Below are 23,106 nucleotides of genomic sequence, written 5' to 3'. Positions count from 1 at the left end.
CGATGCGCGGCCTCGCCCCATGTCGTGCAGCTCGGCTGCGCGCAGCCTCAGACCGACGTCGTACAAAGCGTTTCCAGCCATAAAAGGGCCTCCCATTTCTCGTATCCAAGAAATGGGAGGCAGTTCAATTTGACCTGGGGCTTTTTCTATCTCGAGGCCCGTTATCCTTTGCTCTTGGCCAACCTCGATCGCGTTTAACGGTGAGGTTTCGCTATAATGGGACAAACGACGATATTTCGAGGAGTCCGCATGGCGTTTATCGAGTTCCGCGATGTCCGCAAAATCTATCAGATGGGCGAGGTTGAGGTCGCCGCCGTCGACGGTATGTCGTTCACCGTCGAGAAAGGCGAGTTCGTCGTCGTGGTTGGTCCATCGGGCTCGGGTAAGACCACGCTTTTGAACATGCTCGGCGGCATGGATTCCTGCACGTCGGGCACGATTATGCTCGACGGGCGCGAGGTGAGCGCGTTCGACGAGAAGGAGCTTACGTATTACCGCCGTTACGATATCGGCTTCGTGTTCCAGTTCTACAATCTCGTGCAGAACCTGACAGCACTCGAAAATGTCGAGCTCGCAAGCCAGATCTGCACCGACCCCCTCGACGCCGCCGAGGTGCTTGCCGAAGTAGGCCTCTCTCATCGCATCGACAATTTCCCCTCGCAGCTCTCGGGCGGCGAGCAGCAGCGCGTGGCCATCGCACGCGCGCTCGCAAAGAACCCGAAGGTGCTTTTGGCCGACGAGCCCACAGGCGCCCTCGACTACAAGACCGGCAAAGCTATCCTGAAGCTTTTGCAGGACACGTGCGCGAACACGGGTAAGACCGTCGTGCTCATCACGCACAATTCCGCGTTCACCGATATCGCCGACCGCGTGATCCATATCCGCGAGGGCAAGGTTGCCGCCGTGGAGCAAAACGCCCACCCCGCCTCCGCCGAAACGATTGAGTGGTAGCCGATGGCAGGGGCATTCCGCAAAGAAGTAGTCCGATCGATCACCCATTCGCTTGGGCGCTTCCTCGCTATTGCCATCATCGCGGCGCTCGGGTGCGGCTTCTATGCGGGCTTGCGCCTCACCGGCCCCGATATGCGTCTTGCGGGCGATACGTACTACGACGCGACCAACCTGTGCGATCTGCGCGTCGTCTCATCGCTCGGGTTCACCGATGATCAGATCGATGAGATTTCCCAGGTGGAAGGCGTGAGCGGCTTCATGCCTGCTTACGAGTCCGACGTCATCGCGCAGATTGACGGCGTGCAGTACACAACGCGTATCCATTCCCTTAACGTCGATAAGGCGCGGGCGAGCGAATGCGACGATGGGCTGAATGTCGAATCTGAGGACCCGAACTATATCAACCGGCCCATCCTGGTCGAAGGGTCGTGGCCCGAATCGAATGACGAGTGCCTTTTGTCCGCTGACACGGTGTGGTCGACCGAGGTGAGCGTCGGCGATAAGGTCCTGCTTGCGGAGGGGGCCTCCGATTTGGACGATACCTTCGCCGTCCACGAGTACACCGTCTCAGGGTTCGTTCGTTCTTCGTATTACACGTGCTCGACGTCGGTGGGGTCAACGTCTCTCGGGTCGGGGCAGCTCGCAACCTTCGCTTATGTTCCCGAAGGCGCCTTCGCGGAGGATTTCCCCTATACCGAGGCCTTCGTCACCGTCGCTGGCGCTCGCGAGGTGCAGTGGGCGACCGACGATTACCAATTGCTCGTTGATGCGACGGCTTCGCGCATTAACGGCATTTCGGATGATCTGCTCGCTTCGCGTCTCGACGGGATTCGCGCCGATGCGCAGGCGGAACTTGACGAGAGCCGTGCCGACTTCGAGGCCGAGCGAGCCGATGCGCTCCAGAAGCTCGACGATGCGCAGGCGGAACTTGACGACGCGAAGGCGAAGCTTGACGACGCGGCTGCGAAGCTCGCGAGCTCGCAGGCGACCCTCGACTCGAGCGCTCGCGATCTTGCGAGCGGACAGGCGCAGGTCGATAGCGGGCGGGCGGAACTTGAAGCCCAGTTTGCGGCTGCCGAGGAGCAGTTTGCGGCTGCCGAGGCCCAGCTCGACGCCGCCCAGGCAAGCTACGATGCCGCCATGTCACAGCGTGCTCAGCTTGTCGAGCAGCTCGCGCAGGCGCAGGCGGCGGGCGCGTACGATGTCGTGGCGCAGCTCGAAGCGGCCATCGCGCAAATCGACGCGCAGACTGCGGGCGTTCCCGAGCAGATTGCGCAGGGGCGTGCCCAGCTTGCTGAGCAGCGCTCTCAGGCGCAGGCGAGCATGGACGCTGCTGAGGGCGAGCTTGCAAGCTCGCAGGCGGCTATCGACAGCGGTCGCGCCCAGTTGGAGTCGGGATGTCGGCAGCTTGCGTCGGGACGCTCCGAATACGAGGACGGCCTCGCACAATACGAAGAGGGCGCAAACGAGCTGTCCACCCAGCGCGCGGATGCCGAGGAGCAGTTCGCCGACGCCGAGGCGAAGCTCGCCGATGCCCAGGCCGACGTAGATGCGATTGCGGATACCGAGGGCGAGGTGTATGTGCTTGACCTTACGAAGAATATCGGCGCCGAGAGCTTCAAGTCGGATGCGGGTCGCATCGACCAGATTGCCCAGGTCTTCCCGTTTTTGTTCTTCCTTGTGGCAGCGCTTGTCTCGCTTACCACCATGACGCGCATGGTCGAGGAGGAGCGCGTGCTTATCGGCACGTTCAAGGCGCTTGGCTACAGCAAGGCGCGCATCACCTCGAAGTACCTCATCTACGCCATCGTGGCGAGCGGAGTCGGCGCGATCATCGGTATCGTCTCGCTCTCGAAGTTCTTGCCCTGGTTCATCATGGGTGCCTATGCGATCATCTACGCCGTTCCGTGTCGCCCCTGCCCGATCGACCCCGCCATGACCGCCGCCGCCGCGGGGCTCGGCGTGGGAATCACCGTAATCGCGACTTGGTTCGCTGCCGCCTCGACGCTGCGCGAGCGTCCAGCGTTCCTCATGCTTCCGCGCGCGCCCAAGGCGGGCAAGCGCATTCTACTCGAGCGTATCCGCCCCGTGTGGCGTCGCCTGTCGTTTTCCTGGAAGGTCACCTCGCGCAACCTCTTCCGCTACAAGCGTCGCTTTATCATGGCAATCGTGGGCATCGCCGGCTGCACGGCGCTCCTGCTCACAGGCCTGGGGCTGCAAAACGCCATCAACGACATCATCGACAAGCAGTACGGCGAGCTCTATCACTACAACACTATTGTCCGCATGGCCTCCGATTCTACGGATGATGAGAAAAGCCAGGTAGAGCAACGGGTTGAAGAAGATGCATCGGGAGAATACGCCTGGCTTGCCACCGCGAACAAGCAAGCGCAGTCGATCTCGGACGACGAGAGTGCCGACGTGAGCCAGCACCGCGTCGATATCGTTGTGCCCGAGAATCCAGACACCCTCTCCGATTTCAACACCTTGCGCACGCGTGAGGGGCACGAGGAGCTTGCGCTTTCCGACGACGGCGTGCTCGTGAGCGAAAAGCTCGCGATGGAGCTCTCCCTTGAGGTGGGCAGCACGTTTTCCATCTTCGACGAGGATGCTGTGGGTGACGCGACGGGCGACGGGCGCGAGGTCACCGTGGCGGGCATCATGGAGAACTACGTCGGGCACTACGTCTACTTCACGCCGACACTCTACGAGCAGGTGATGGGCGAGGAACCCGTTTTCACCACGCTCTACGCGAACGAGGTGGAAGACGAAGGCGCGCGCGAGGTGCTTTCCGACGAGCTTCTGGCAACCGACGGCGTGAAGACGGTCACCTATAACGATGAGACTATCGATAGTTACCGAACCATGCTCAAGAGCGTCGACAGCGTGGTCGTGGTCCTTGTGATCGCAGCGGCACTGCTTGCGTTCGTCGTGCTCTACAACCTGACGAACATCAATATCACCGAGCGTGTCCGCGAGATCGCCACGTTGAAGGTACTCGGGTTCACCCCGCGCGAGGTCGATGCCTACATCTACCGAGAAACGCTTTTGCTTGCCGTAATCGGTGCACTCGTAGGCCTTTTGCTCGGCATCGTGATGGAGGGCTTCGTCGTGGTGACGGCTGAGGTGGATCAGGTCATGTTCGGTCGCGACATCCATGCTGCAAGTTTTATCATTGCGTTCCTGTTAACTATGGTGTTCTCGGTGATCGTAACGCTCGCTATGCGTCCGAAGCTGCGCCGGATCGATATGGTCGAAAGCCTGAAATCGAATGAATAGGCGCCTATTTGTACCTGCGAATTGCCGAAGATGAGGGGGTAATCCGCCCCTTTCATACGTCTTGCAGGATGCGTATCGCGCAAGTTGCGCTACAATTTCTACAAATGAGTTGGAGTTTTCTCATTCGAAAGGGGAACTAGTTCAATGAAGGTTACTCAGCGAAAGCTTGATGACGGCAAGCTGCGTCTCGAATGCGTCGCAACGCCCGTTGAGGTGAACGAGGTGCTGCAAAACGCCTATATTCAGTTCGCTCAGCAGATGGGCCTGCGCCCGGAAAAGGACAAGACGGTCGCTCAGGTCGCCGAGGAGCAGATGGGCATCAAGAATCTCGACTCCATCGTGCAGGATCAGGCGATCGAGGGTCTTGTCCCTTATGCTATTGACAAGAAGAACCTCACGCCCGCGTACCCGCCGAAGGCCGAGCATGATCGCGCCATCGCTCGCGACCGCGAGTTCGCGTTCACCGTCGTGGTGCTCCCGAAGCCCAACTACGAGCTCTCTTCCTATGAGCCGGTTTCCATTACGGTACAGCCTTTCGAGGTGAGCGAAGACGAGGTCCAGCGCCATATGGATGAAACGGCGGAGCATTACGCTGAGTACGTCGCCGACGACCCGCATCCGGTTGCGAAGGGCGACAGCGTGAAGGTGAAGCTCGAGTGCTCCGAGGACGGCAAGCCGATGCCGGGCCTGACTACCGAGGGCCGCACCTACACCACGGGCGCCGGCTACATGCCCGACGGCTTCGACGAGAACATCATCGGCATGAACGTTGGCGAGACGAAGGAATTCACCTTCGAGGGCCCGAGTCTTGACGACGACGGCAACGAGTGCACCCAGAAGGTGGAATGCCGTGCCACGGTGCTCGAGATCCAGAAGAAGGTCGTCCCTGCCATTACCGACGAGTGGGTGACGAAGTACATGCCGATGTACAAGTCGGCAGACGACTTCCGCAACAGCATTCGCGAGAGCCTCGAAAAGCAGGGCCGCGAGCAGTACGACGACTACAACCGCCAGCTCGCTGCGAGCGAGCTCGCTCGTCGCTTCCAGGGCAGCATCGCAGACGAGGTCTACGAGGCAATGCGCGAGCAGCTGATGAACAACGTGCGCCAGACTGCTCAGCAGCAGGGTAAGACCCTCGACGCCTTCATCGAGGAACAGGGCGGCCAGCAGCAGTTCGGTATGATGATGATGATGCAGATTCGCGAGCTGCTCGTGCAGGGATTCGCTCTCGACGCGCTGTTCCGCCACGAGCACCTCGTGCTGAACGACGACGACATCAACGCCGCCTGCCGCGCTATGAACCCGCAGGTGAACCCCAAGATGCTGCGTCAGCGCCTCGAGCAGACGGGCCGCGGCTTCATGCTGCGCGAGGCTGCCGAGCGCTTGAAGGCGAACAACTGGCTGCTCGAGCACGCGAACATCAGGATTGCAGGCGAACAGGCTGATGCTGACAAGGCCGAGGCTGACGCTGCGGACGCTGCCGAATAGCCGACTAGTCGTTTTCCTGAATCACATGGAGGGGTGAGGCCCCGCTTAGAAGCCTCTTCCGCCTTCGCAAGCGCTCCGTTGGACGTAAGGTTCAGCGGAGCGCTTTTCTTTGGCTCCAGTGTCCCAATCGCTCGCGCGCGCCGAATGGTTCGGCGGATGCCATCGAGGTGCAATCATTCGCAACCGAGCATTTCCCAACTACAGTTTCAGCGATGCCGACCCAGGCGAGTGGTTCGCGAACGACGACATCTTGGGGTGCGCCCTCCAGCATGGTCTCCGTGCTCGATCGCGACTCTCACGAGCGAGCTTCTCGCTCCCGAGAGCACGGCCGTGCAAACGTTCACCCAGAAGGTAACGGTTACCCTGAATTACGGTCAGCTGCTGTATCTGGAGAACGCTCTGTTGGTCGCCAAACCTTAGGCGATGTAGCGAATGCAGGCGGGGCATGTCGTATAATACGGGGCATGTCACATTGCTTTCGAAAACTGCTCATCATCGCGAATCCCGTTGCGCAAAACGGTGAAGGCAAGGCGTGCGCTTATCGGGCGCGCGCCTTGCTTGCGTCTGCGTTGGGGGAAGATTCCTTCGTGCTCGAGTTCACCGAGCGCCCGGGGCAGGCGAGCGACATCGCCGCCCGTGCCGCATCGCGCGGGTTCGACTGCGTCTGCGCGCTCGGCGGCGACGGTATCGCAAACGAGGTTGCCTGCGGGCTCATGGAAGTTCCGGCAGGCGAACGGCCTGCTTTCGCACTGCTGCCCGTCGGCTCGGGCAACGACTACGCGCGCACGCTCGGCATGTCGACCGACCTTCCCACGGCGGTCTTGCAGCTGTGCGATGGCGAATTGCGCTCGCATGACGTGGGGAAATGCAACGATCGATGGTTCTTGGAGACGTTGTCGTTCGGTCTGGACGCGGCAATTGCGCTCGATACCGTCGAACGCCGCGTCCGAACGGGGAAGACGGGAACGATGCTCTATCTGCAGTCGGGTATCGACCAGTTGCTCCACCATATGGACCTGCGCCGCTACACTGCCGTGCTCGACGGCGGCGAGCCTGTCTGCGGTGAGTCGTATCTCTTCGCGGTTCAGATTGGGCAGACTTACGGCGGCGGCTTCCGCATCTGCCCCGACGCTGCGCCCGACGACGGCCTGTTCGATATCTGCATCGCGCATCCGCCGTTGACGCGGTTTTCCGGTACCTTCATCTTCCTTATGGCGAAGGATGCCCATCATACGCGCTTCAAGCAGATCGAGTTTCGCCGCGCGGCGTCAATCGACCTTCGCTTCGACGCGCCGCTTCCCGTGCAGATCGATGGGGAGGCGCTCGTGGCCGATTCCTACCACATCTCGATTGCCCCGCGCGCCCTGCGCGTCGTCGTTCCCTACCAAGGCGAAAGCGCGCGCTCATGACGAAGCGCTCGGCGAATCGCAAGGACGCTGCGCGGGCAGGGGGGCGGCCTGGGGAACGGACTCGCTCCGATAAGCAGGCGGCGGAGGATGCGCGCGCCTATCGTGCGCGGTTTCTTCCCGTGAACCGCGAGGACATGTGCGAGCGCGGCTGGGACGAGTGCGACTTCGTGTACGTGTCGGGCGATGCGTATGTGGATCACTCGTCGTTCGGCGCGGCAATCATCTGCCGTCTTCTCGAGGCGAACCACTACAAGGTTGGCATAATCGCCCAACCCGATTGGCGCGATCCGGAAAGCGTCGCCGCGCTCGGGCGCCCGCGTCTGGGGTTCCTCGTGAGCTCGGGGAACATGGATTCCATGGTGAATCACTATACGGTCGCCAAGAAGCGCCGCCACTCGGATGCCTTCTCTCCTGGGGGTGAGGGCGGGCTGCGCCCCGACCACGCGGTTGTGGTGTACTCGAACCTGATCAGGCGCGTGTTCAAGGACGTTCCCATCATCATCGGAGGTATCGAGGCGAGTTTGCGCCGCCTTGCCCACTACGATTACTGGTCGGACTCGCTTAAGCGGTCGATCCTGCTCGATTCGAATGCCGACCTCGTGTCATATGGGATGGGGGAGCACTCCATCGTGGAGATCGCCGACGCCCTGAATTCGGGGCTTTCGGTAAGCGACCTTACCTTTATCGATGGCACGGTGTTCCGCACGCGCTCGCTTGAGCATGTCTACGACTACGAGCTGCTGCCCGCTTACGGCGCCATGCGCGCCAACCCGCGCGCCTACGCGGAAAGTTTCGCCATACAATACGCGAACAGCGACCACGTGACGGGAAAACGCCTGGTCGAGCCCTATGGCGAGAACGAGTTCATCGTGCAGAACCCGCCAGCCGCCCCGCTTTCGACCGCCGAGCTCGATGCGGTCTACCGCTTGCCGTTCGTCCGCGCCGCGCATCCCGACTACGATGCGGCGGGCGGGGTTCCCGCTATCAAGGAAGTGAAGTTCTCGCTCGCGAGTAACCGCGGGTGCTTCGGCGAGTGCGCTTTCTGCGCGCTCACGTTCCACCAGGGGCGCGTCGTGCAGGTGCGCAGCCGCGCCTCGCTTGTCGCGGAGGCTGAGGAGATGACGCACGACGCCGACTTCAAGGGCTACATCCACGATGTCGGCGGCCCGACGGCGAACTTCCGCGCGCCCGCCTGCCGCAAGCAGGTGGACCATGGCGCTTGTCGGGGGAGAAGATGTTTAGCGCCCGAACCATGTAAGAAGCTCATCGCCGACCATTCCGACTACATCCGCCTCTTGCGCGAGCTGCGCGAGGTTCCCGGCGTGAAGAAAGTGTTCGTTCGCTCGGGCATCCGCTTCGACTACGTGATGCTCGACGAGAAGCATGGGCGGGAGTTCGTGCGCGAGCTGGCCGAGCACCACGTGAGCGGACAGCTCCGGGTCGCACCCGAGCACGTTTCCCATGGCGTCCTGTCGTGCATGGGCAAGCCCGACCACGCAATCTACGAGCGCTTCGTCTCGCTGTTCGAGGAGGAGAACGCTCGCGCGGGCAAGAAGCAGTTCATCGTTCCCTATCTTATGTCCTCGCATCCGGGGTCAACCATGAAAGAGGCCGTTGAGCTGGCAGAATTCGTTCGCGATATGGGGTTTAACCCCGAGCAGGTGTCGGATTTTTACCCGACGCCTGGAAGCCTTGCCACGGTGATGTACTTCACGGGGCTCGATCCGCGCACGATGGAGCCGGTCTATGTGCCGAAAAACCCGCACGAGAAGGCGCTGCAACGTGCGCTCATCCAATACCGCGACCCGAAGAATCGCGACCTGGTGCGCGAGGCGCTGCACCGCGCTGGCCGGGAGGACCTTATCGGTTTCGACGCGAAATGTCTCGTGCGGCCGGAGGGGGCCCGTGGGGGCGCGCTGTCGAAGGGGAAGGGTGCGCCGAAGGAGAAAGCGGCGTCAAAGGGGGACTTTCGTGCGGGCGGCTCTTCAGGTGGTGCGCCCAGTCGCAAGGGGAAGTCGTCGCGCTCGACCGGCGGCAGGGGTAAGCTAGCCCGGCAGAGTAGCGGCAAGGATGAAGCCCGACGCTCGCCCGGTAGCAAGAGTGGGAATTCCCATCCAGGCGGCGGCAAGGGCAAGGTTCCCCATTCGCACGCTGGCGGGGTTAATCGCAAAGAATCCCCCGGTGAGGGGCAACGTGGTCGAGGAACGAAGAGGAAAGGATAGGTTCGCATATGCAGGAAGGGAAGGCTTGTTCCTTCGATGTGGTGGTCGTTGGAGCTGGCATTGCCGGGTGCACGGCGGCCCGCGAGCTTGCGCGATACGACCTGTCCATCTGCGTGCTCGAGGCAGGCAACGATATCGCCTGCGGTGCTACGCGTGCGAACTCCGCTATTGTGCATGCGGGCTTCGATCCCGTGCCCGGTACGCTCAAGGCGCGCTTCAACGTCGAGGGCTCGAAGGCGTATCCGCGCTGGTGCGACGAGCTTGGCGTGCAGTTCCGCCGCAACGGGTCGATGGTGCTCGCCTTCGATGACGAGGGCCGTTTGAAGCTCGATGAGCTCGTCCGCCGCGCCGATGCGAACGGGGTTGAGGGCGTGCGCATCGTGTCGGGGAGTCGGGCGCGCGAGATGGAGCCGAATGTCTCTCCCGAGGTCGCCTGCGCGCTCGTGGCTCCGACGGGTGGCATCGTCGATCCCTATGGCTTCGCCTTCGCGGCGGCCGAGAACGCATGCGGCAACGGCGTGAGGTTCCTGTTCAATCACCGCGTGGAGCGCATCGTTCGCGTGGACGGCGGGTTTCGCGTCGATGCTGCCAGAGAAGGCTTCTTCGCGCGGGCAGTCGTGAACGCGGCAGGACTTTTCGCCGACGAGCTGAACAATATGGTCTCGGCGAACCGCTTCTCTATCACGCCGCGCCGGGGCGAGTACTATCTCTACGACACCGAATACGCCACCACGTTCGAGCACACGATGTTTCAGGTGCCCGGCCCGCTCGGCAAGGGAGTGCTCGTCACACCCACAATTCACGGCAACATGCTCATCGGCCCGAACTCGGTTTCCCAGGCATCCAAGACCGACCTTTCGACGACACAGGAGGGGCTTGCCGACATCGTCGAACGCGCGCGCCGCACCTGGCCTGCGGCTTCTCCCCGCGGTGCTATCACGAACTTCGCGGGGCTGCGCGCGGCGGGCGAGTCGGGCGACTTCGTCATCGGCGAGGCGGTGGATGTGCCCGGGTTCTTCAACATCGCCTGCTTCGAATCGCCTGGTCTGACGTCTGCTCCTGCGGTGGCGACCTTCATCGCCTCTCAGGTTGCGGCTCGTTTGGGGGCGGACGGCAATCCGTCGTTTAATCCGCGCCGCGCGCCGCAGCTTCCTTTCATGGCCATGACCGATGAGCAGCGCGAACATGCTATTGCGAGCGATCCGGCGTTCGGGCATGTGGTCTGCCGCTGCTGCGAGGTGACCGAGGCAGAAGTGGTGCGCGCGCTGCATGGCCCCCTTCCCGTGCTCTCGCTCGATGCTATCAAATGGCGCACGGGCGCTACGATGGGGCGCTGCCATGGCGGCTTCTGCTCGCCGGAGCTTGTGGAGATCATGTCGCGCGAGTTGGGCTGTTCGCCCGACGCGATCGACAAGCGGCTTCCCGGCTCGAGGATGATTGCGTCAGCTCGCGCCGACTATGTCGAGCTGGTGCGCGCGGGTAAGCCCGCCGTTGCGGGCGGGCCCTTTGGCGTGGCGGACGAGCCGCGCTCGGAGGCGCGCGAACGGCATGCGGAAGTGGGCTCGCGGCAGGCTGAGCCGGGCGGGCGCGCACGGATCGAGGACAGCTTCGATGTGGTCGTCATCGGCGGCGGCGCTGCGGGCATGGCGGCGGCGGTGAGCGCGCGACGTGCGGGCGCGGCTCGCGTGGCGATGGTCGACCGAGAGAAGCGTCCGGGAGGCGTGCTTAAGCAATGCGTGCACAACGGCTTCGGCTTGCATCGCATGAAGGCCGAGCTTACCGGTCCCGAATACGCTGCGCAAGAGGAGCAAGCCGTCATTGACGCGGGTGTGGCCTGCGAATATGGTGTATCGGTGCTGCACATCGACGACGAGGGCGTAGGGAAGCTCGTCGTTGGGACGCGTTTCGGAGCCGAGCTCTTCTTCCACGCAAAGGCCGTGGTCTTGGCGACGGGAAGCCGCGAGCGCGGGCTGGGGGCGCTCGGCATCGCGGGCGCGCGCCCCTCGGGGGTCTATACGGCGGGCTGCGCGCAGAACTTCATGAACCTGCAGGGACTTGTCCCTGGGTCGACGGCGGTGGTGCTCGGCTCGGGCGACATCGGGCTCATCATGGCCCGCCGCATGACGCTTTCGGGTATCAAGGTGCTCGGCGTATACGAGATCATGCCGTTCTCCTCGGGGCTGCGCCGCAACATCGTGCAATGTCTCGATGACTTCGGCATCCCGCTGCACCTGTCGCGCACGGTGGTGCGCCTTGAGGGCGAGACGCGCCTTCAGGCCGTCGTCGTGGCGGACGTCGACCCCGCGACGCGGCGCCCCATCGAGGGCACCGAGGAGCGCATCCCTTGCGACACGCTCGTGCTTTCGTGCGGGCTCATCCCCGAAAACGAGGTCGCGAAAACAGCGGGGGTGGCGCTCTCGCCGATAACGGGAGGCGCCATCGTCGACGAGCGCTTGGCGACGAGCACGCCTGGAATCTTCGCCTGCGGAAACGCCTTGCATGTGCACGATTTGGCGGACTTCGCATCGGAGGAAGGTGAGCGGGCGGGGGCTTTTGCGGCCGCTTTCGCGCGAGGCGAGGTGCAGGGTGGCTTGGCGAGCGCGGACGAGGCACCTATCGAAGTGGTCGCCGGGGAAGGCGTGCGCTACGTCGTGCCCCAGATGATCTCCCACGATGCGGAGGGGGCGGTGATGCTTTCCTTCCGCGTGTCCGACGTCATCGAGGGCGTGCGGTTCGAAGTGCGCGAAAGCGAGGACGTGAGTGCGGGCGAGGTGCTCGCAAGAGCACGCGATGTTGTGGCGGTTCCCGCTGAGATGAAGCGCATGAAAGTCGACGCGGAGAGCCTTGCCGGGTGCTCGCGCATCGTCGTGTCGGCGGTAAGCGGGCTTTCCGCGCGACGGGCGCCAGCCGTGGAAGGGGGCGCGCGATGAGCCGGAGGATCACGTGCATCCAATGCCCGATGGGGTGCGTCATGAACGTCGGGTTCGCCGAGAACGGCGAGGTCACAAGCGTTGAGGGCAACTCGTGTGGTCGCGGGAAGAAGTATGCCCAGGCCGAGGCGATCAATCCGGTCCGCACCGTGTGCGGTACGGTATGTGCTCGGGGGTGCCTGGAACCGGTGAGCTATCGGACGAGCGCACCGGTGCCCAAAGCTCTTGCAGGGGACGTCGCTCGCGAGGCGGCAGGCCTCTCCTTGTGCGCTCCCATCGTATTGGGCGATGTCATCTGCGAGAACGTGTGCGACACGGGGATTTCCCTCATCGCGACAAAGTCGATAGGGTAGAGCTCGCTTCACCGCCACGTGAGGTAAAGCACCCGACCTCCGTCCCATCCGCTGCCTCAAAGCGCGACCCGCTGCCGGCATTCTCCATCCGTGCAGTGTTTCTGCAATGCGGTCGGGTGTTCTCGCAATCGTATACAATCATAGGGTTGTGTATCGGCGGCCACGGTGCCGTTAAACCCAAGTGAGGGCACGCATGGATTTGCATATAGCGAAGCGCACGGCGCCTCTGTTGATCATGGACATCATCGCCACGTACGTGGCCTATTGGCTCGCATCGCTTCTGACCAACGTGTTCGATGAGGTGTTCACCAGCAACGAGATTTTCTTCATCCTGGGAATCCTTGCCGTGGTGAACATCGCAATCATGGGCGCGTTTCGCCTGTATAACAACTTATGGGAATACGCAAGCGTCGACGAGGCGCTCCAGATTGTGCTTTCCGTGGTTATATCGACCCTGGTAGGCGCCGTGTTCCTGTGGGTTATCAACGTGAGGCTCCCCATTCGCGTGTTCATCGGCGCGTCGATTCTGCTCGTCTTCCTTATGGGCGGCTACCGTCTGCTGTGGCGCATCAAGCGCCGTAAGAAGCGCGCGTTCTCGGGAGATAACGTCGATCGCCCGCGGACGCTCGTCGTCGGTGCGGGGGAAACCGGCTCGCTCACCATCAACCGCATGGCCACGAAGGACCCGAACATGCCGGGCATCCCCATCGTCGCGACCGACGACGACCCAGCCAAGCGGGGCCTGCGCATCCACGGCGTGAAGGTTGAGGGCTCGACCGACGACATCGAGGAGCTGGTGCGCAAGTACGATATCCAGCAGATCGTCGTCGCCATTCCCTCTTCAACACCTGCAGAGCGCAAGCGCATCTACAGGGTGTGCACGAAGACCGAGTGCGTCCTCAAGACGCTGCCCAACATCCGCGACCTGCGAATCGACGAGCTGGGCGATGTGGCCCTGCGCGACGTTGACGTGACCGACCTGTTGGGGCGCGAGGAAGTGCAGCTCGACATGCGCATCGCGTATGCGTACGTGGCGGGCGAGACCGTGCTCGTCACAGGCGGCGGCGGGTCAATCGGCAGCGAGCTGTGCCGTCAGCTGGCGAAAGTCGCGCCGCGCCGCATCGTCATCTTCGACATCTGCGAGAACGACGCCTACATGCTCCGCCAAGAGCTGCTTCGCTCCTACGACGACATTGCGATCGACATCGAGATCGGCAGTATTTGCAACGAGGCGCGCGTGAACGAGGTGTTCGAGAAGTATCATCCGGCGGTGGTGTTCCACGCTGCCGCCCACAAGCACGTGCCGCTTATGGAGGTATGCCCGCGCGAGGCCATTGAGAACAACGTCTTCGGCACGTTGAACGTGGTGCGCGCGGCGGACGCCTTTGGCGTGGAGCACTTCACGTTCATCTCGACCGACAAGGCCGTGAACCCCACTTCGGTCATGGGCGCCACCAAGCGCATGGGCGAGATGATCATGCAGTACTATGCCCGCACATCGAAGACCGTGTTCGCGGCGGTGCGCTTCGGCAATGTGCTTGGCAGCAACGGTAGCGTGATTCCCCTGTTCAAGAAGCAGATTGCGGAAGGCGGCCCCGTGACGGTGACGCACCCCGACATTGAGCGCTTCTTCATGACCATTCCCGAGGCGGTGCAGCTTGTGATCCAGGCAGGCGGCATGGCGAAGGGCGGCGAGATCTTCGTGCTCGACATGGGCGAGCCGGTGAAGATCGCGGATCTGGCGAAGAACCTCATCCGCCTGTCGGGCGCGCATGTGGGCATCGTCTACACCGGCCTGCGCGACGGCGAGAAGATGTACGAGGAGCTGCTGATGGACGAGGAGAACACGCTTCCCACGTCCAACCACTCGATCATGATTTCGCAAGGTCAGGAAATCAGCCACGAGCAGGTGGCGCAGAAGCTCGGCGAGCTGCAAGAGGCAATCCGCGACACCGATGAGCAGGCAATCAAGATTCTCGAAGAGGCTGTGCCCACCTACCACTTCACGAAGAATCGCTAAAAAATGCCCGCAACCAGGGGAGGTTGCGGGCATTGCTCGCTTAGCGGCTTCTCGTCGTGTTACCTCGCGACGGAACTTACCGCCTACTCGTTGGCCTCGCGGGCGCGGTGCTTCTTGAAGTAGTTGGTGGTTGCGAAGAATGTGTTCACGACTCCGGTGTTCTTCAGGTTGTAAAATCCCTGCCCCATAAGCCCGCGCACATAGGCGAGCTTGTCGATGTGCGGGCATTCCAGGCCGCGAAGGTCGGCGAACAGGCGCTTGCAGCCAGGGGATATCTCGCGGTCGGAAAACACCAGGTCGGCATCCATACGCTCGAACATGTGGGTCGCTGCCTCGCGCACGCCCTCGCCGTCGAGCCCGACAACTTCCAAGATACCCGAAAGGTACGTGAAGCCGCGGCTGTTGTGCGCGCGCAGGATGCGCTCGTCGGTTACGCCGAGTTTCTCGAGGATATCCATCATGTCGTTCCAGCGCTCGAGCGGCAGAAGCGTGCTGCGCTTCGCGAACGCTTCGGACTTTTCCGGCGTCTCCTCGCGATAGCAGTAGTACTCCTTGTCGGTGTAGAGGATGCGGTCGGTCTGGCAGAGCGTCTCGATGAGGAACGGGTTGTCTGCCCAGCCCGCGCCGGGAATCTCGCGGAAGCGAATGCCCTTGTCAAGCAGATACTGCTTGCGATAGATCGCCGACCAGATGGACGGGTGATGGCACAGCAGATGCGCCGCGTCCTTAATGGCGAACGGCTGGACGGGCGGGTTGATGCGCCCGTGATAGCTGCAGTTCATCTTGCGCTGCTTGGGCGTGTCGGGCAACCAGATGCGCCAATAACCCGACTTCACGATGTCGATTGGCTCGGGGTACATGCGCGCGAGCGCGAGCAGGTCGGAATACATGCCGCTTTCGATCCAGTCGTCGGGTTCGAGGATGGAAATCCACTCGCCGTGCGACTCGTCGAGCCCGCGGTTGCAGGTGGCGCCGTAGCCTTGGTTGTGCTTGTCGATCACCACGATACGCTCGTCGCGCGCGGCGTGGGCGCGCATAATGGCGAGTGAATCGTCGGTCGAGCCGTCATTCAGGCAGATGATTTCGAGGTTCTTGTACGTTTGTCCCTCGACGCTCTCGAGCGCCTGGTCGAGGTAGGGCTCTGCGTTATAAATGGGGACGATGACGGAAACCAGCGGTGCGAACTGCGAAGATGACATGATGCTCCTATTCGTTTTCCTGCGTATTCGCGGACGCAGCGTCGGTGGACGTGAAGTCCGTGCTCTCAGTCTCGGCGGGCTGCGCGTCCTCGGCGCCCGTATCTGCAAGCCCTGCGTCCACGAGCGCTTCCTGCACAGCCTTCCCAAGCATCTCCTTGTCAAGGCGTCCGAACTGTGAAGAATCGCCCAAGAAGGTGAGGTGCTTCACGCTGCCGCCCTTCTTCTTGATGTAGCTTATGGCGTGTGCAACGCTGTCGAGGTTCTGCGGGTCTTCCAGAAGGAAGGCGGAATCGGTCTTGGCGGCCCAAGCGCCGGCGGCGAACGCGTCGGCAGGGTTCCACACCGAGCTCACGATGAGGTTGTCGATTGTGAGTCGCGCGCCCTCGACCTGGCCCGAAGTGATAAGGTCGTTAATCTTCTCGTTGGCGTCGTAGGGGTTCTTGCCAATGAGCCGCTCGCTTTTCACGCCGTGTGCGGCGCAGGCGGCGAGGAAGGTGTCGGGGATGTGCTTGTCGACGCCCAGCACGAGCAGGTCGGTGAAGTCGCCGCCCTGGATCGACGCTGCCGTGGCGTCGTCGATCACGCCGAGCTCGCGAATGTAGAACACGGGGATATGTTGGTTGAACAGCAAGGGCGAAAGTGTGATCAAATCGCCCAGGCAGTCGTGGTGCGCGATGATGGCGAGTTTGCTCCAGCCGGACACGCCGTCTTCCTCGGCCGCGCGCTTTCCGAAGTCGAAGATGAGGCGCGCAAGCTCAACTGACTCGTTGCAGTCGATGCGCTCGATTGCGCAGCCGTCGCGCGCGGCGTCTTTCGCTTGCTCGGCCACTTCGGAAGAGAGTACGTCCTCGCCGCCCAAAACGACGATGCGGTGCGGCGCGAGGCTTGCGATTTCCTGCGCGACCACGTCGGGCAGCGACTCGTGCTTGGAGAGCAGCACGGGCGCGTCGAGCATGCCGGAGAGCCCCTGAGCGGACATGCACGGCAGGCTGAAATCTCCCGAGGCAAGGATGAGGCTGCCGCCTTGCGCGAACCTGCACTTCTCCGCGATCTTCACAGCGGTGCCGTAGCGGCTCTCGCCGGCGACGGAGCTCACGAGCTCATCGGGCACGCGGGTGGGGGAGTTCAGCATGCTGAACACGGCGGCCTCCGACTCGGCCGAGCCCACATGCCCGCCGAGCACGCGGTAGGCGCGGCATACGTCGGCCGCCGAGCCCATCATGCGCGTGTGGCCCTTCTCAATCCAGATGGCCTTGTTGCACAAACGCTCGATTTGGTCGTTGTTGTGCGACACGATGAGCACGGTGACGTCGTGTTCCTTGATGAGCTGCGTGATGCGGCGCTCGCATTTCTGCTGGAACATGAAGTCACCGACCGAGAGAACCTCGTCGACGATGAGAATCTCGGGCACGATGACCGTGGCGATGGCGAACGCGATGCGCGCGACCATGCCCGACGAGTAGTTCTTCATCGGCATGTCGAGGAACTTCTCGACCTCCGCGAAGTCGACGATCTCGTCGAAATGCTGCTGGATGAATTTCTTCGAATAGCCCAGAAGCGCGCCGTTCAGGAAGATGTTCTCGCGCGCGGTGAGCTCCATGTCGAAGCCGGCGCCGAGCTCGATCAAAGGTGCGATGCTGCCGTTGATCGAGCAGGTGCCTTCGGTGGGTTCGAGCACGCCTGCGATGATCTTGAGCATGGTGGACTTGCCCGAGCCGTTCGTGCCCAGGATACCGAACACGTCGCCCTTGCGGACGGTGAACGACACGCCATCGAGTGCGCGGAACTCCTTGAACATAAGCTCGCGCTTCGCGAGGGCGATGGCGTATTCCTTCAAGCTGTTGAGCTGCTGAGATGCCATGTTGAAGACCATGGACACGTGGTCCACGTCGACCATGACAGGCCGGTCGTCGACTGCGGCGGCGAGCTCGCGCTCGATGTCGCCGAGTGGGGTGGTGTTGATGTTCTCGGGCATAGGTTCCGCCTAAACGTAGAGGATGAACTTCTTCTCGGTCGCCTTGAACACGGCGAAGCCGATGGCGAAGGTGATCGCGGCCATACCGAGGCAGATGAGGTTCTCGGTGAGGCCGGGCACCGTGTTGTACATCGCGATGTCGCGGAAATAGCACACATAGTGGTACATCGGGTTGAACGCCTCGGCCGCCTGCATCCAGTCGGGCAGAAGGCCCACCGGGTAGAACAACGGCGTGGCGTAGGTCCACGCGGTGATGACGACGCCCCACAGGTGGCACACGTCGCGGAAGAACACGGCGAGCGAGGAGAGCAGCATGCCGAGCCCCGCGCAGAAGAGCAGCATGAACACGAGCAGGATGGGCATCGCGAGCAGGTTTACCGTCGGCGGGATGCGGAAGAAGAGCATGACGATGACGACCGCGATGAGCGAGATGGCGAAGTTCACAAGCGTGAAGAGCACCTTCTCCAGTGGGAAGATCATCTTTGACACGCGCACCTTCTTGATGAGCGGCGCCGATTCGAGGATGGAGCCCATGGCAGACGACGTCGAGTCGGCCATGAGCGAGAAGAGCACGTTGCCCAGGATGAGGTACATGGGGAAGTTCTGCACGTCGTCGCCGAACTTGAGCACGTTCGTGAACACGGCGGCGAGCACGCACATCATGAGCAGGGGGTTTAGGACCGACCAGAGAACGCCCAGGACGCTTCGGCGGTACTTGAGCTTGAAGTCCTTCGACACAAGCGATGTGATGGTGAACCAATTCCGCTTGAGCGTGGCCTTGGTCGATGCGGTTTGAGCCATAGGGTCCTCAACGGTCGGGTGCATTGCGCGCGCCGAGGGCCGGCCCTTGGCGCAACTCATCATTTTATAGCGCTTTGGACGGGGTCTTCTGCATGCGCATGAAAAGCCCAGATTGCCCGCGCGAGCGGTTGCGCGACTGCTCGCGAGCGGCGGTGCGCGCGGGGCGTGGGCGGCGCGTCGCGCGGGGGCGTGGACGGCGCGCATGCGCGTTGCGAGGGGTCGTGCGGGCGCAGGGTGTGGGGACCCTCCGTTGTGCCGATGCCGTGTGCGATGTGTCCGCGGTGCGCGCGCTCGCGTATACTCAAGGAGAAGGTGAGCGGGATGCTGCCTTCCCTTACGATACGCACAAGATTCGGAGTATAAACATGGCTATCTTGCGACATTGGAGTATCTGCGCCTTGAGCGCCCTTATCCTTGCGGCAGTTTGCGCACTGTGCATCGTTGCGCCTGGTTGCGCGCTTGCTGCGGAAGCTGACGCGCAGGCAGATGACGCCAACAGCTGGCGTTTCGCGGACGGGCAGCTTTTGACGGTGCCCGGCTTGGGCGGTATCTCGCTTCTCTCGAGCGAAAGCTACACCGAGTTCGACGCGACGCTCACTCCCAACGGCTATGCCACAGTGAATCGCCAGACCGGCTCGCAGCGCCTCATCCCCGGCGCCATTTCCAAGGGCATCGACGTGAGCGAGCACAACCGCACAATCGATTGGGAGGCCGTGAAGAACGACGGCGTAAAGTTCGCCATCATCCGTGTGGGCTACGGCAACGACCTTACCAACCAGGACGATAAGTACTGGCTGCGCAACGTCTCCGAGTGCGAGCGGCTGGGCATTCCGTACGGCGTCTACATTTACTCTTATGCCAAGAACGCCGATATGGCAAGAAGTGAGGCTGACCACGTCCTTCGCCTGATCAAGGGGCACGACCTAAGCTATCCGGTGTACTTCGATATGGAAGACAAGTCGCAGCTCAATGCCACGGGCGGCGACCCGACTGAGCTGGCGAAGATCGCGAGCGCGTTCTGCGAGAAAATCGAGGCTGCAGGCTACGATGTGGGAATCTACGCGAATCGAAACTGGTTCACGAACTACCTGACCGATCCCGTGTTCGACAACTGGGTTCGCTGGGTCGCGGAATACGGCGTCTCGCAGTGCCAGTACGGCGGTGAGTACGGCATGTGGCAGCTCTCGAGCGGCGGCCGCGTGAAAGGCATCGACTATCCCGCCGATGACGAGGGCGGACGCGTCGACGTGAACCTCATGTACCGTGCGGGCTACTCCAGCGACGTGGCTGCTGGCGATTGGTTCGTCGAAAGCGGCGCCTTCGACTATGTGGTTATCCGCGAAATCATGGGGAATTATTCGGGTACGAACCATTTCGGGCCCTACGATACGATCACGCGAGCCCAGGTGGCGACCATCCTGTGGCGTCTGGCGGGCAGCCCCGCTTCGAGCGTCTCGCAGCCCTTCAGCGATGCGGACCCGAACGAGTACTACTACAACGCGCTTTGCTGGGCGAAGGAGATTGGCGTCTCGACGGGCTACAGCGGCACCGATTCCTTCGGCCCGAACGACCCGGTGACGCGGGAGCAGCTGGCAACGCTGTTCGCCCGCTATGCGAGCGTGGTCGACGGGCGCGATACGTCGAGCGATTGCTCGGCCATGAACTCGAAGAACGGCGCGGACGAGGTGAGCGACTATGCGCGCGAGGCAATGGGGTGGGCAGTGGACACGGGTCTCATCGCCGGCGTGAACGGCACCGACCTTGAACCTGGCGGCACCGCGTGGCGCGCCTCGATGGCCGAGATGGTGAAGCGCTATTCGAGCTTCTAGCCCGAATGTCTTTCGTTTCGGCAGGCCGCGCGGTGCTTGAGGCGCACGTCCCTGCCGGTCGTTGTTTCGATATGGTGATCACGCATGGGAGGCGTCGCATTGTGCGGCACCTTTCCCGAAGGAAGGTGCTTCGGATATGGAAAAAACCTACTGCAAAATCGTGCTCATTGCCCGTATGGGAGCGGGCGTCGCAACCCCTGCGTTTTGCGCGAAGAGGGCGTTTGAAAAGCAGGGGCACACGGTGTTCCTCTTCATGCCGAAAATGTGGCCCGAGCTTTTCGACGAGGCCGGCACCTTCGATGCTACGGCGCTGTCCCGCTTCTTCGAGGTGCAGCGTCCCGATTGCCTGATGCTTGCCGAGGGCATAGGCGCGTGCGGGCTTGACGCTGCCGCTTCGCGTGGCGTCGCCGTGGGCATGCTTGTCGCTGCGCGATCCGAGGCCGAGGCGAGCGTAGCGAAGTCGAGTGGAGCGCCTTTCGACTTTGCGATAACGATTTCCGGGCGCTCGCTGCGATTGGAGGAAGTCGACGGGTTCGACGGCGTCGTGGGGGCGTGCGCTCCCGCTGTCGATGCCGCCTACGCCTCGACGCCGATTGCAAATTTGGTTGCCTTCGGACCTGGCATTATGTGCTTGCAGGACGCGACGCCCGCCCGCGTCGCCTTCTTCGATGAGCTGGTCGCAGACGGGCGCTTTGGCGGCGCCGTCCGCTGCTTCGGCGCCGGCTGGCCCGAGCGCTTCGCGTCCGACCCGACGTTTACCCACATCGCCTACTCCGCCCGTTCGAGCGCGGCGTGCGTGGTGTTCGGGGACCTGGACAAGGGTGTGCAGGACGCTGACGAGAAGGTCCCAAACGATTTGCAAGGCGGAGGCGGAAATGCCCCGGCAGATGCGCTCTTAACGGACGAGGCGCTTGTTCTTGTCCGCGCCGATGGGGCGAAGCTTGCGTGCGTGGGCGAGGGCCTTTCCCCATGGCGCGCGGAGCGGATGGACATTTGCGAGAAGGATATTACCGAGGCGCACGAGGCGCTCATTGCAGCGGTTGCGGATCAGCGATCGAGCGATGCTGCGTTTGAGAGCCGTCGCCTTCCCGTCGATTCGCAGGGTCCCTTCCTTGACGGGTCACTGCTTGCCGCCCTCGAGAGCGTGCGCGAGCAGCTTTCCGAGCGGGGGCTTATGGCCGGTCTTCCCGCGCCGCGCACGATTGTCTCGGTCCTCGGCTACGTGGGCATGGGCAACTTCGGCGACGAGTACATCCTGGCAACGGTCGACAGGCGCCTGCGGGAGCTGATCTGCGGTTGCTCCATCGTTGCTGTTGGGGAAAACCCGCTGCATACCCTGCGCGAGCGCGGCATCTACTCCATCACGCTTCAGGACAAGCGCGTCCTCGACCGGGTGCTCGCTGCATCTTCGGCGGCCCTCGTGATCGCAGGTCTCCTTTTCGACCAGGGAATCCGCTGGTCAATCGGAAAGGCGGAGCTTGCCTCGTCGATGCCGCACACCGACATCGCTGGTATCGCCGCTTACGTGGAGCTTGCCTACATGAACGATGCGCGCCCGGTGCTCTACGGCATCGGCGCGGGACCGCTCGACGTGGCGGACGGCCGCTCGCTTGTGCGCCTCATGGGACGTCTTGGTGCGCTGTTCCTCACACGCGATGAGGCGACCGCCGAGCTCATCCGCTCGTGCCGGGTGCGCAACGAGCAGGTGATATCGCTTGCCAATTGCGCGTTTTTAGGAAGTGCTTCCGACACTTCGTTCGTCGACGAATGGTTCGCATCCGAAGGAATTGACCCCGCGTCGCGCAGGGTTGTGGCGGTTTCGCTGCGCGAGTACGAGAACGCGCCCGACGATTTCGCCGAACGGGTGGCCGCCGCGATTGCGAGGGTTCAGGCGGCCCATCGCGACGTGGTCTTCGCAGCATGCATCCTTGACTCGAGCGACCGCGCGCTTGCCGAGCGCATCGGGGCACTTCTTCCCGCTCAGGCGGCGCTCCGCATCTTCGATGCGGGGGAGCGCATAGAGCCGGTGGCGGACTTCCTCTCGCGCTGCTCGGCCGGTCTCTCGATGCGCTACCACGCGTCCCTTCTGCTTGGATCGTTCTGCAAACCGTGCGTTGGTCTGGGATATCTTCCCAAGGTGGTGTCGCTTTACGAGGACTTGGGGCAGGCGGACACGCTGCTTTCCATGAACGCGGATACTGCGGACATCATCGCGGCTCTGGAATCCGTCCTCGCCTTCGACGCCCAGCGCGCGTTCGCGCTGACGAACCGCGTGTCCGAGCTGCGTAAGAAGAGCGGCGAGTCGGAGGGCATTCTGCTTGATTCCATCGCCTCGATCGCGCCCGCGAAGCGCGGGGAGATTCCCGAGGAGCTTTTCTTGAATCGCGTGGCGAACGATATCGCCGAGAAGGATCGCCTTCGGGCGCAGATCGCGCAGGAGCGGAGAAGCGTCGAGGAGGCACGCGCCCGCTGCACCGAGATGGAACGCGAGCGAGACGCGGCGCGCGGCGAGGTGGAGGAGTACGCGCATTCGTATTCCTACCGCGTGGGGTCGACGCTGCTCACCCTGCCTCGCAAACTTCGCGAGGCGCTGTCGAAGGGCGCGAAAGGGCCGAAAGAGTCGTAGCCGCACATCCGTCGACACGCGCAG

General features: G+C 62.6%; 13 protein-coding genes. 10 read left to right on the top strand and 3 right to left on the bottom strand.

Annotated elements, in window-relative coordinates; all coding sequences use genetic code 11:
* Window positions 1–249: 249 nt before the first annotated feature.
* From F8C90_RS08430 to F8C90_RS08395, 8 genes are all read left to right on the top strand, one after another.
* Window positions 250–951, top strand: a complete 702-nt coding sequence (locus F8C90_RS08430) for an ABC transporter ATP-binding protein (protein WP_158050079.1) — start codon at window positions 250–252, stop codon at window positions 949–951.
* Window positions 952–954: 3 nt separating this feature from the next.
* Window positions 955–4,230, top strand: coding sequence for an FtsX-like permease family protein (locus F8C90_RS08425; protein WP_158050078.1), 3,276 nt, complete (start codon window positions 955–957; stop codon window positions 4,228–4,230).
* Window positions 4,231–4,374: 144 nt separating this feature from the next.
* Window positions 4,375–5,718: a trigger factor gene (locus F8C90_RS08420; RefSeq protein ID WP_158050077.1), complete on the top strand. Its 1,344-nt coding sequence runs from the start codon at window positions 4,375–4,377 to the stop codon at window positions 5,716–5,718.
* 464 nt (window positions 5,719–6,182) lie between these two features.
* Window positions 6,183–7,127: a diacylglycerol/lipid kinase family protein gene (locus F8C90_RS08415; RefSeq protein WP_158050076.1), complete on the top strand. Its 945-nt coding sequence runs from the start codon at window positions 6,183–6,185 to the stop codon at window positions 7,125–7,127.
* Entirely contained in the window at window positions 7,124–9,349 is a 2,226-nt protein-coding gene (locus F8C90_RS08410; RefSeq protein ID WP_158050075.1) for a YgiQ family radical SAM protein, read from the top strand. The genes F8C90_RS08415 and F8C90_RS08410 overlap by 4 nt, the downstream gene beginning before the upstream one ends.
* 8 nt (window positions 9,350–9,357) lie before the next feature.
* Entirely contained in the window at window positions 9,358–12,279 is a 2,922-nt protein-coding gene (locus F8C90_RS08405) for an FAD-dependent oxidoreductase (RefSeq protein WP_158050074.1), read from the top strand.
* Window positions 12,276–12,632: a DUF1667 domain-containing protein gene (locus tag F8C90_RS08400; RefSeq protein WP_158050073.1), complete on the top strand. Its 357-nt coding sequence runs from the start codon at window positions 12,276–12,278 to the stop codon at window positions 12,630–12,632. The genes F8C90_RS08405 and F8C90_RS08400 overlap by 4 nt, the downstream gene beginning before the upstream one ends.
* Window positions 12,633–12,825: 193 nt before the next feature.
* Window positions 12,826–14,652, top strand: coding sequence for a nucleoside-diphosphate sugar epimerase/dehydratase (locus F8C90_RS08395; protein WP_158050072.1), 1,827 nt, complete (start codon window positions 12,826–12,828; stop codon window positions 14,650–14,652).
* Between the two features lie 83 nt (window positions 14,653–14,735).
* Here F8C90_RS08395 and F8C90_RS08390 read toward each other — a convergent pair whose 3' ends face one another.
* Genes F8C90_RS08390 through F8C90_RS08380 form a run of 3 tightly spaced genes read right to left on the bottom strand, consistent with a single transcriptional unit; the run spans window position 14,736 to window position 18,627 of the window.
* On the bottom strand, window positions 14,736–15,851 hold the full coding sequence (locus F8C90_RS08390) for a glycosyltransferase family 2 protein (protein WP_158050071.1): 1,116 nt from the start codon (window positions 15,849–15,851) through the stop codon (window positions 14,736–14,738).
* 7 nt (window positions 15,852–15,858) lie between these two features.
* On the bottom strand, window positions 15,859–17,826 hold the full coding sequence (locus F8C90_RS08385; RefSeq protein ID WP_158050070.1) for an ATP-binding cassette domain-containing protein: 1,968 nt from the start codon (window positions 17,824–17,826) through the stop codon (window positions 15,859–15,861).
* 9 nt (window positions 17,827–17,835) lie between these two features.
* A complete protein-coding gene (locus tag F8C90_RS08380) occupies window positions 17,836–18,627 on the bottom strand; it encodes an ABC transporter permease (protein WP_158050069.1) in 792 nt (263 codons plus the stop codon).
* A 365-nt stretch (window positions 18,628–18,992) separates the two neighbouring features.
* Between F8C90_RS08380 and F8C90_RS08375 the strand changes: the two genes are divergently transcribed.
* Both F8C90_RS08375 and F8C90_RS08370 read left to right on the top strand, forming a co-directional pair.
* Window positions 18,993–20,456, top strand: coding sequence for a GH25 family lysozyme (locus tag F8C90_RS08375; protein ID WP_158050068.1), 1,464 nt, complete (start codon window positions 18,993–18,995; stop codon window positions 20,454–20,456).
* Between the two features lie 136 nt (window positions 20,457–20,592).
* Complete coding sequence (locus F8C90_RS08370; protein ID WP_158050067.1) at window positions 20,593–23,082, top strand: polysaccharide pyruvyl transferase family protein; 2,490 nt, start codon at window positions 20,593–20,595, stop codon at window positions 23,080–23,082.
* Window positions 23,083–23,106: the final 24 nt, after the last annotated feature.

Source organism: Ellagibacter isourolithinifaciens (assembly GCF_008831035.1).
GTDB classification, from domain to species: domain Bacteria; phylum Actinomycetota; class Coriobacteriia; order Coriobacteriales; family Eggerthellaceae; genus Ellagibacter; species Ellagibacter isourolithinifaciens.
This window is presented reverse-complemented; position numbering and strand designations above follow the sequence as displayed.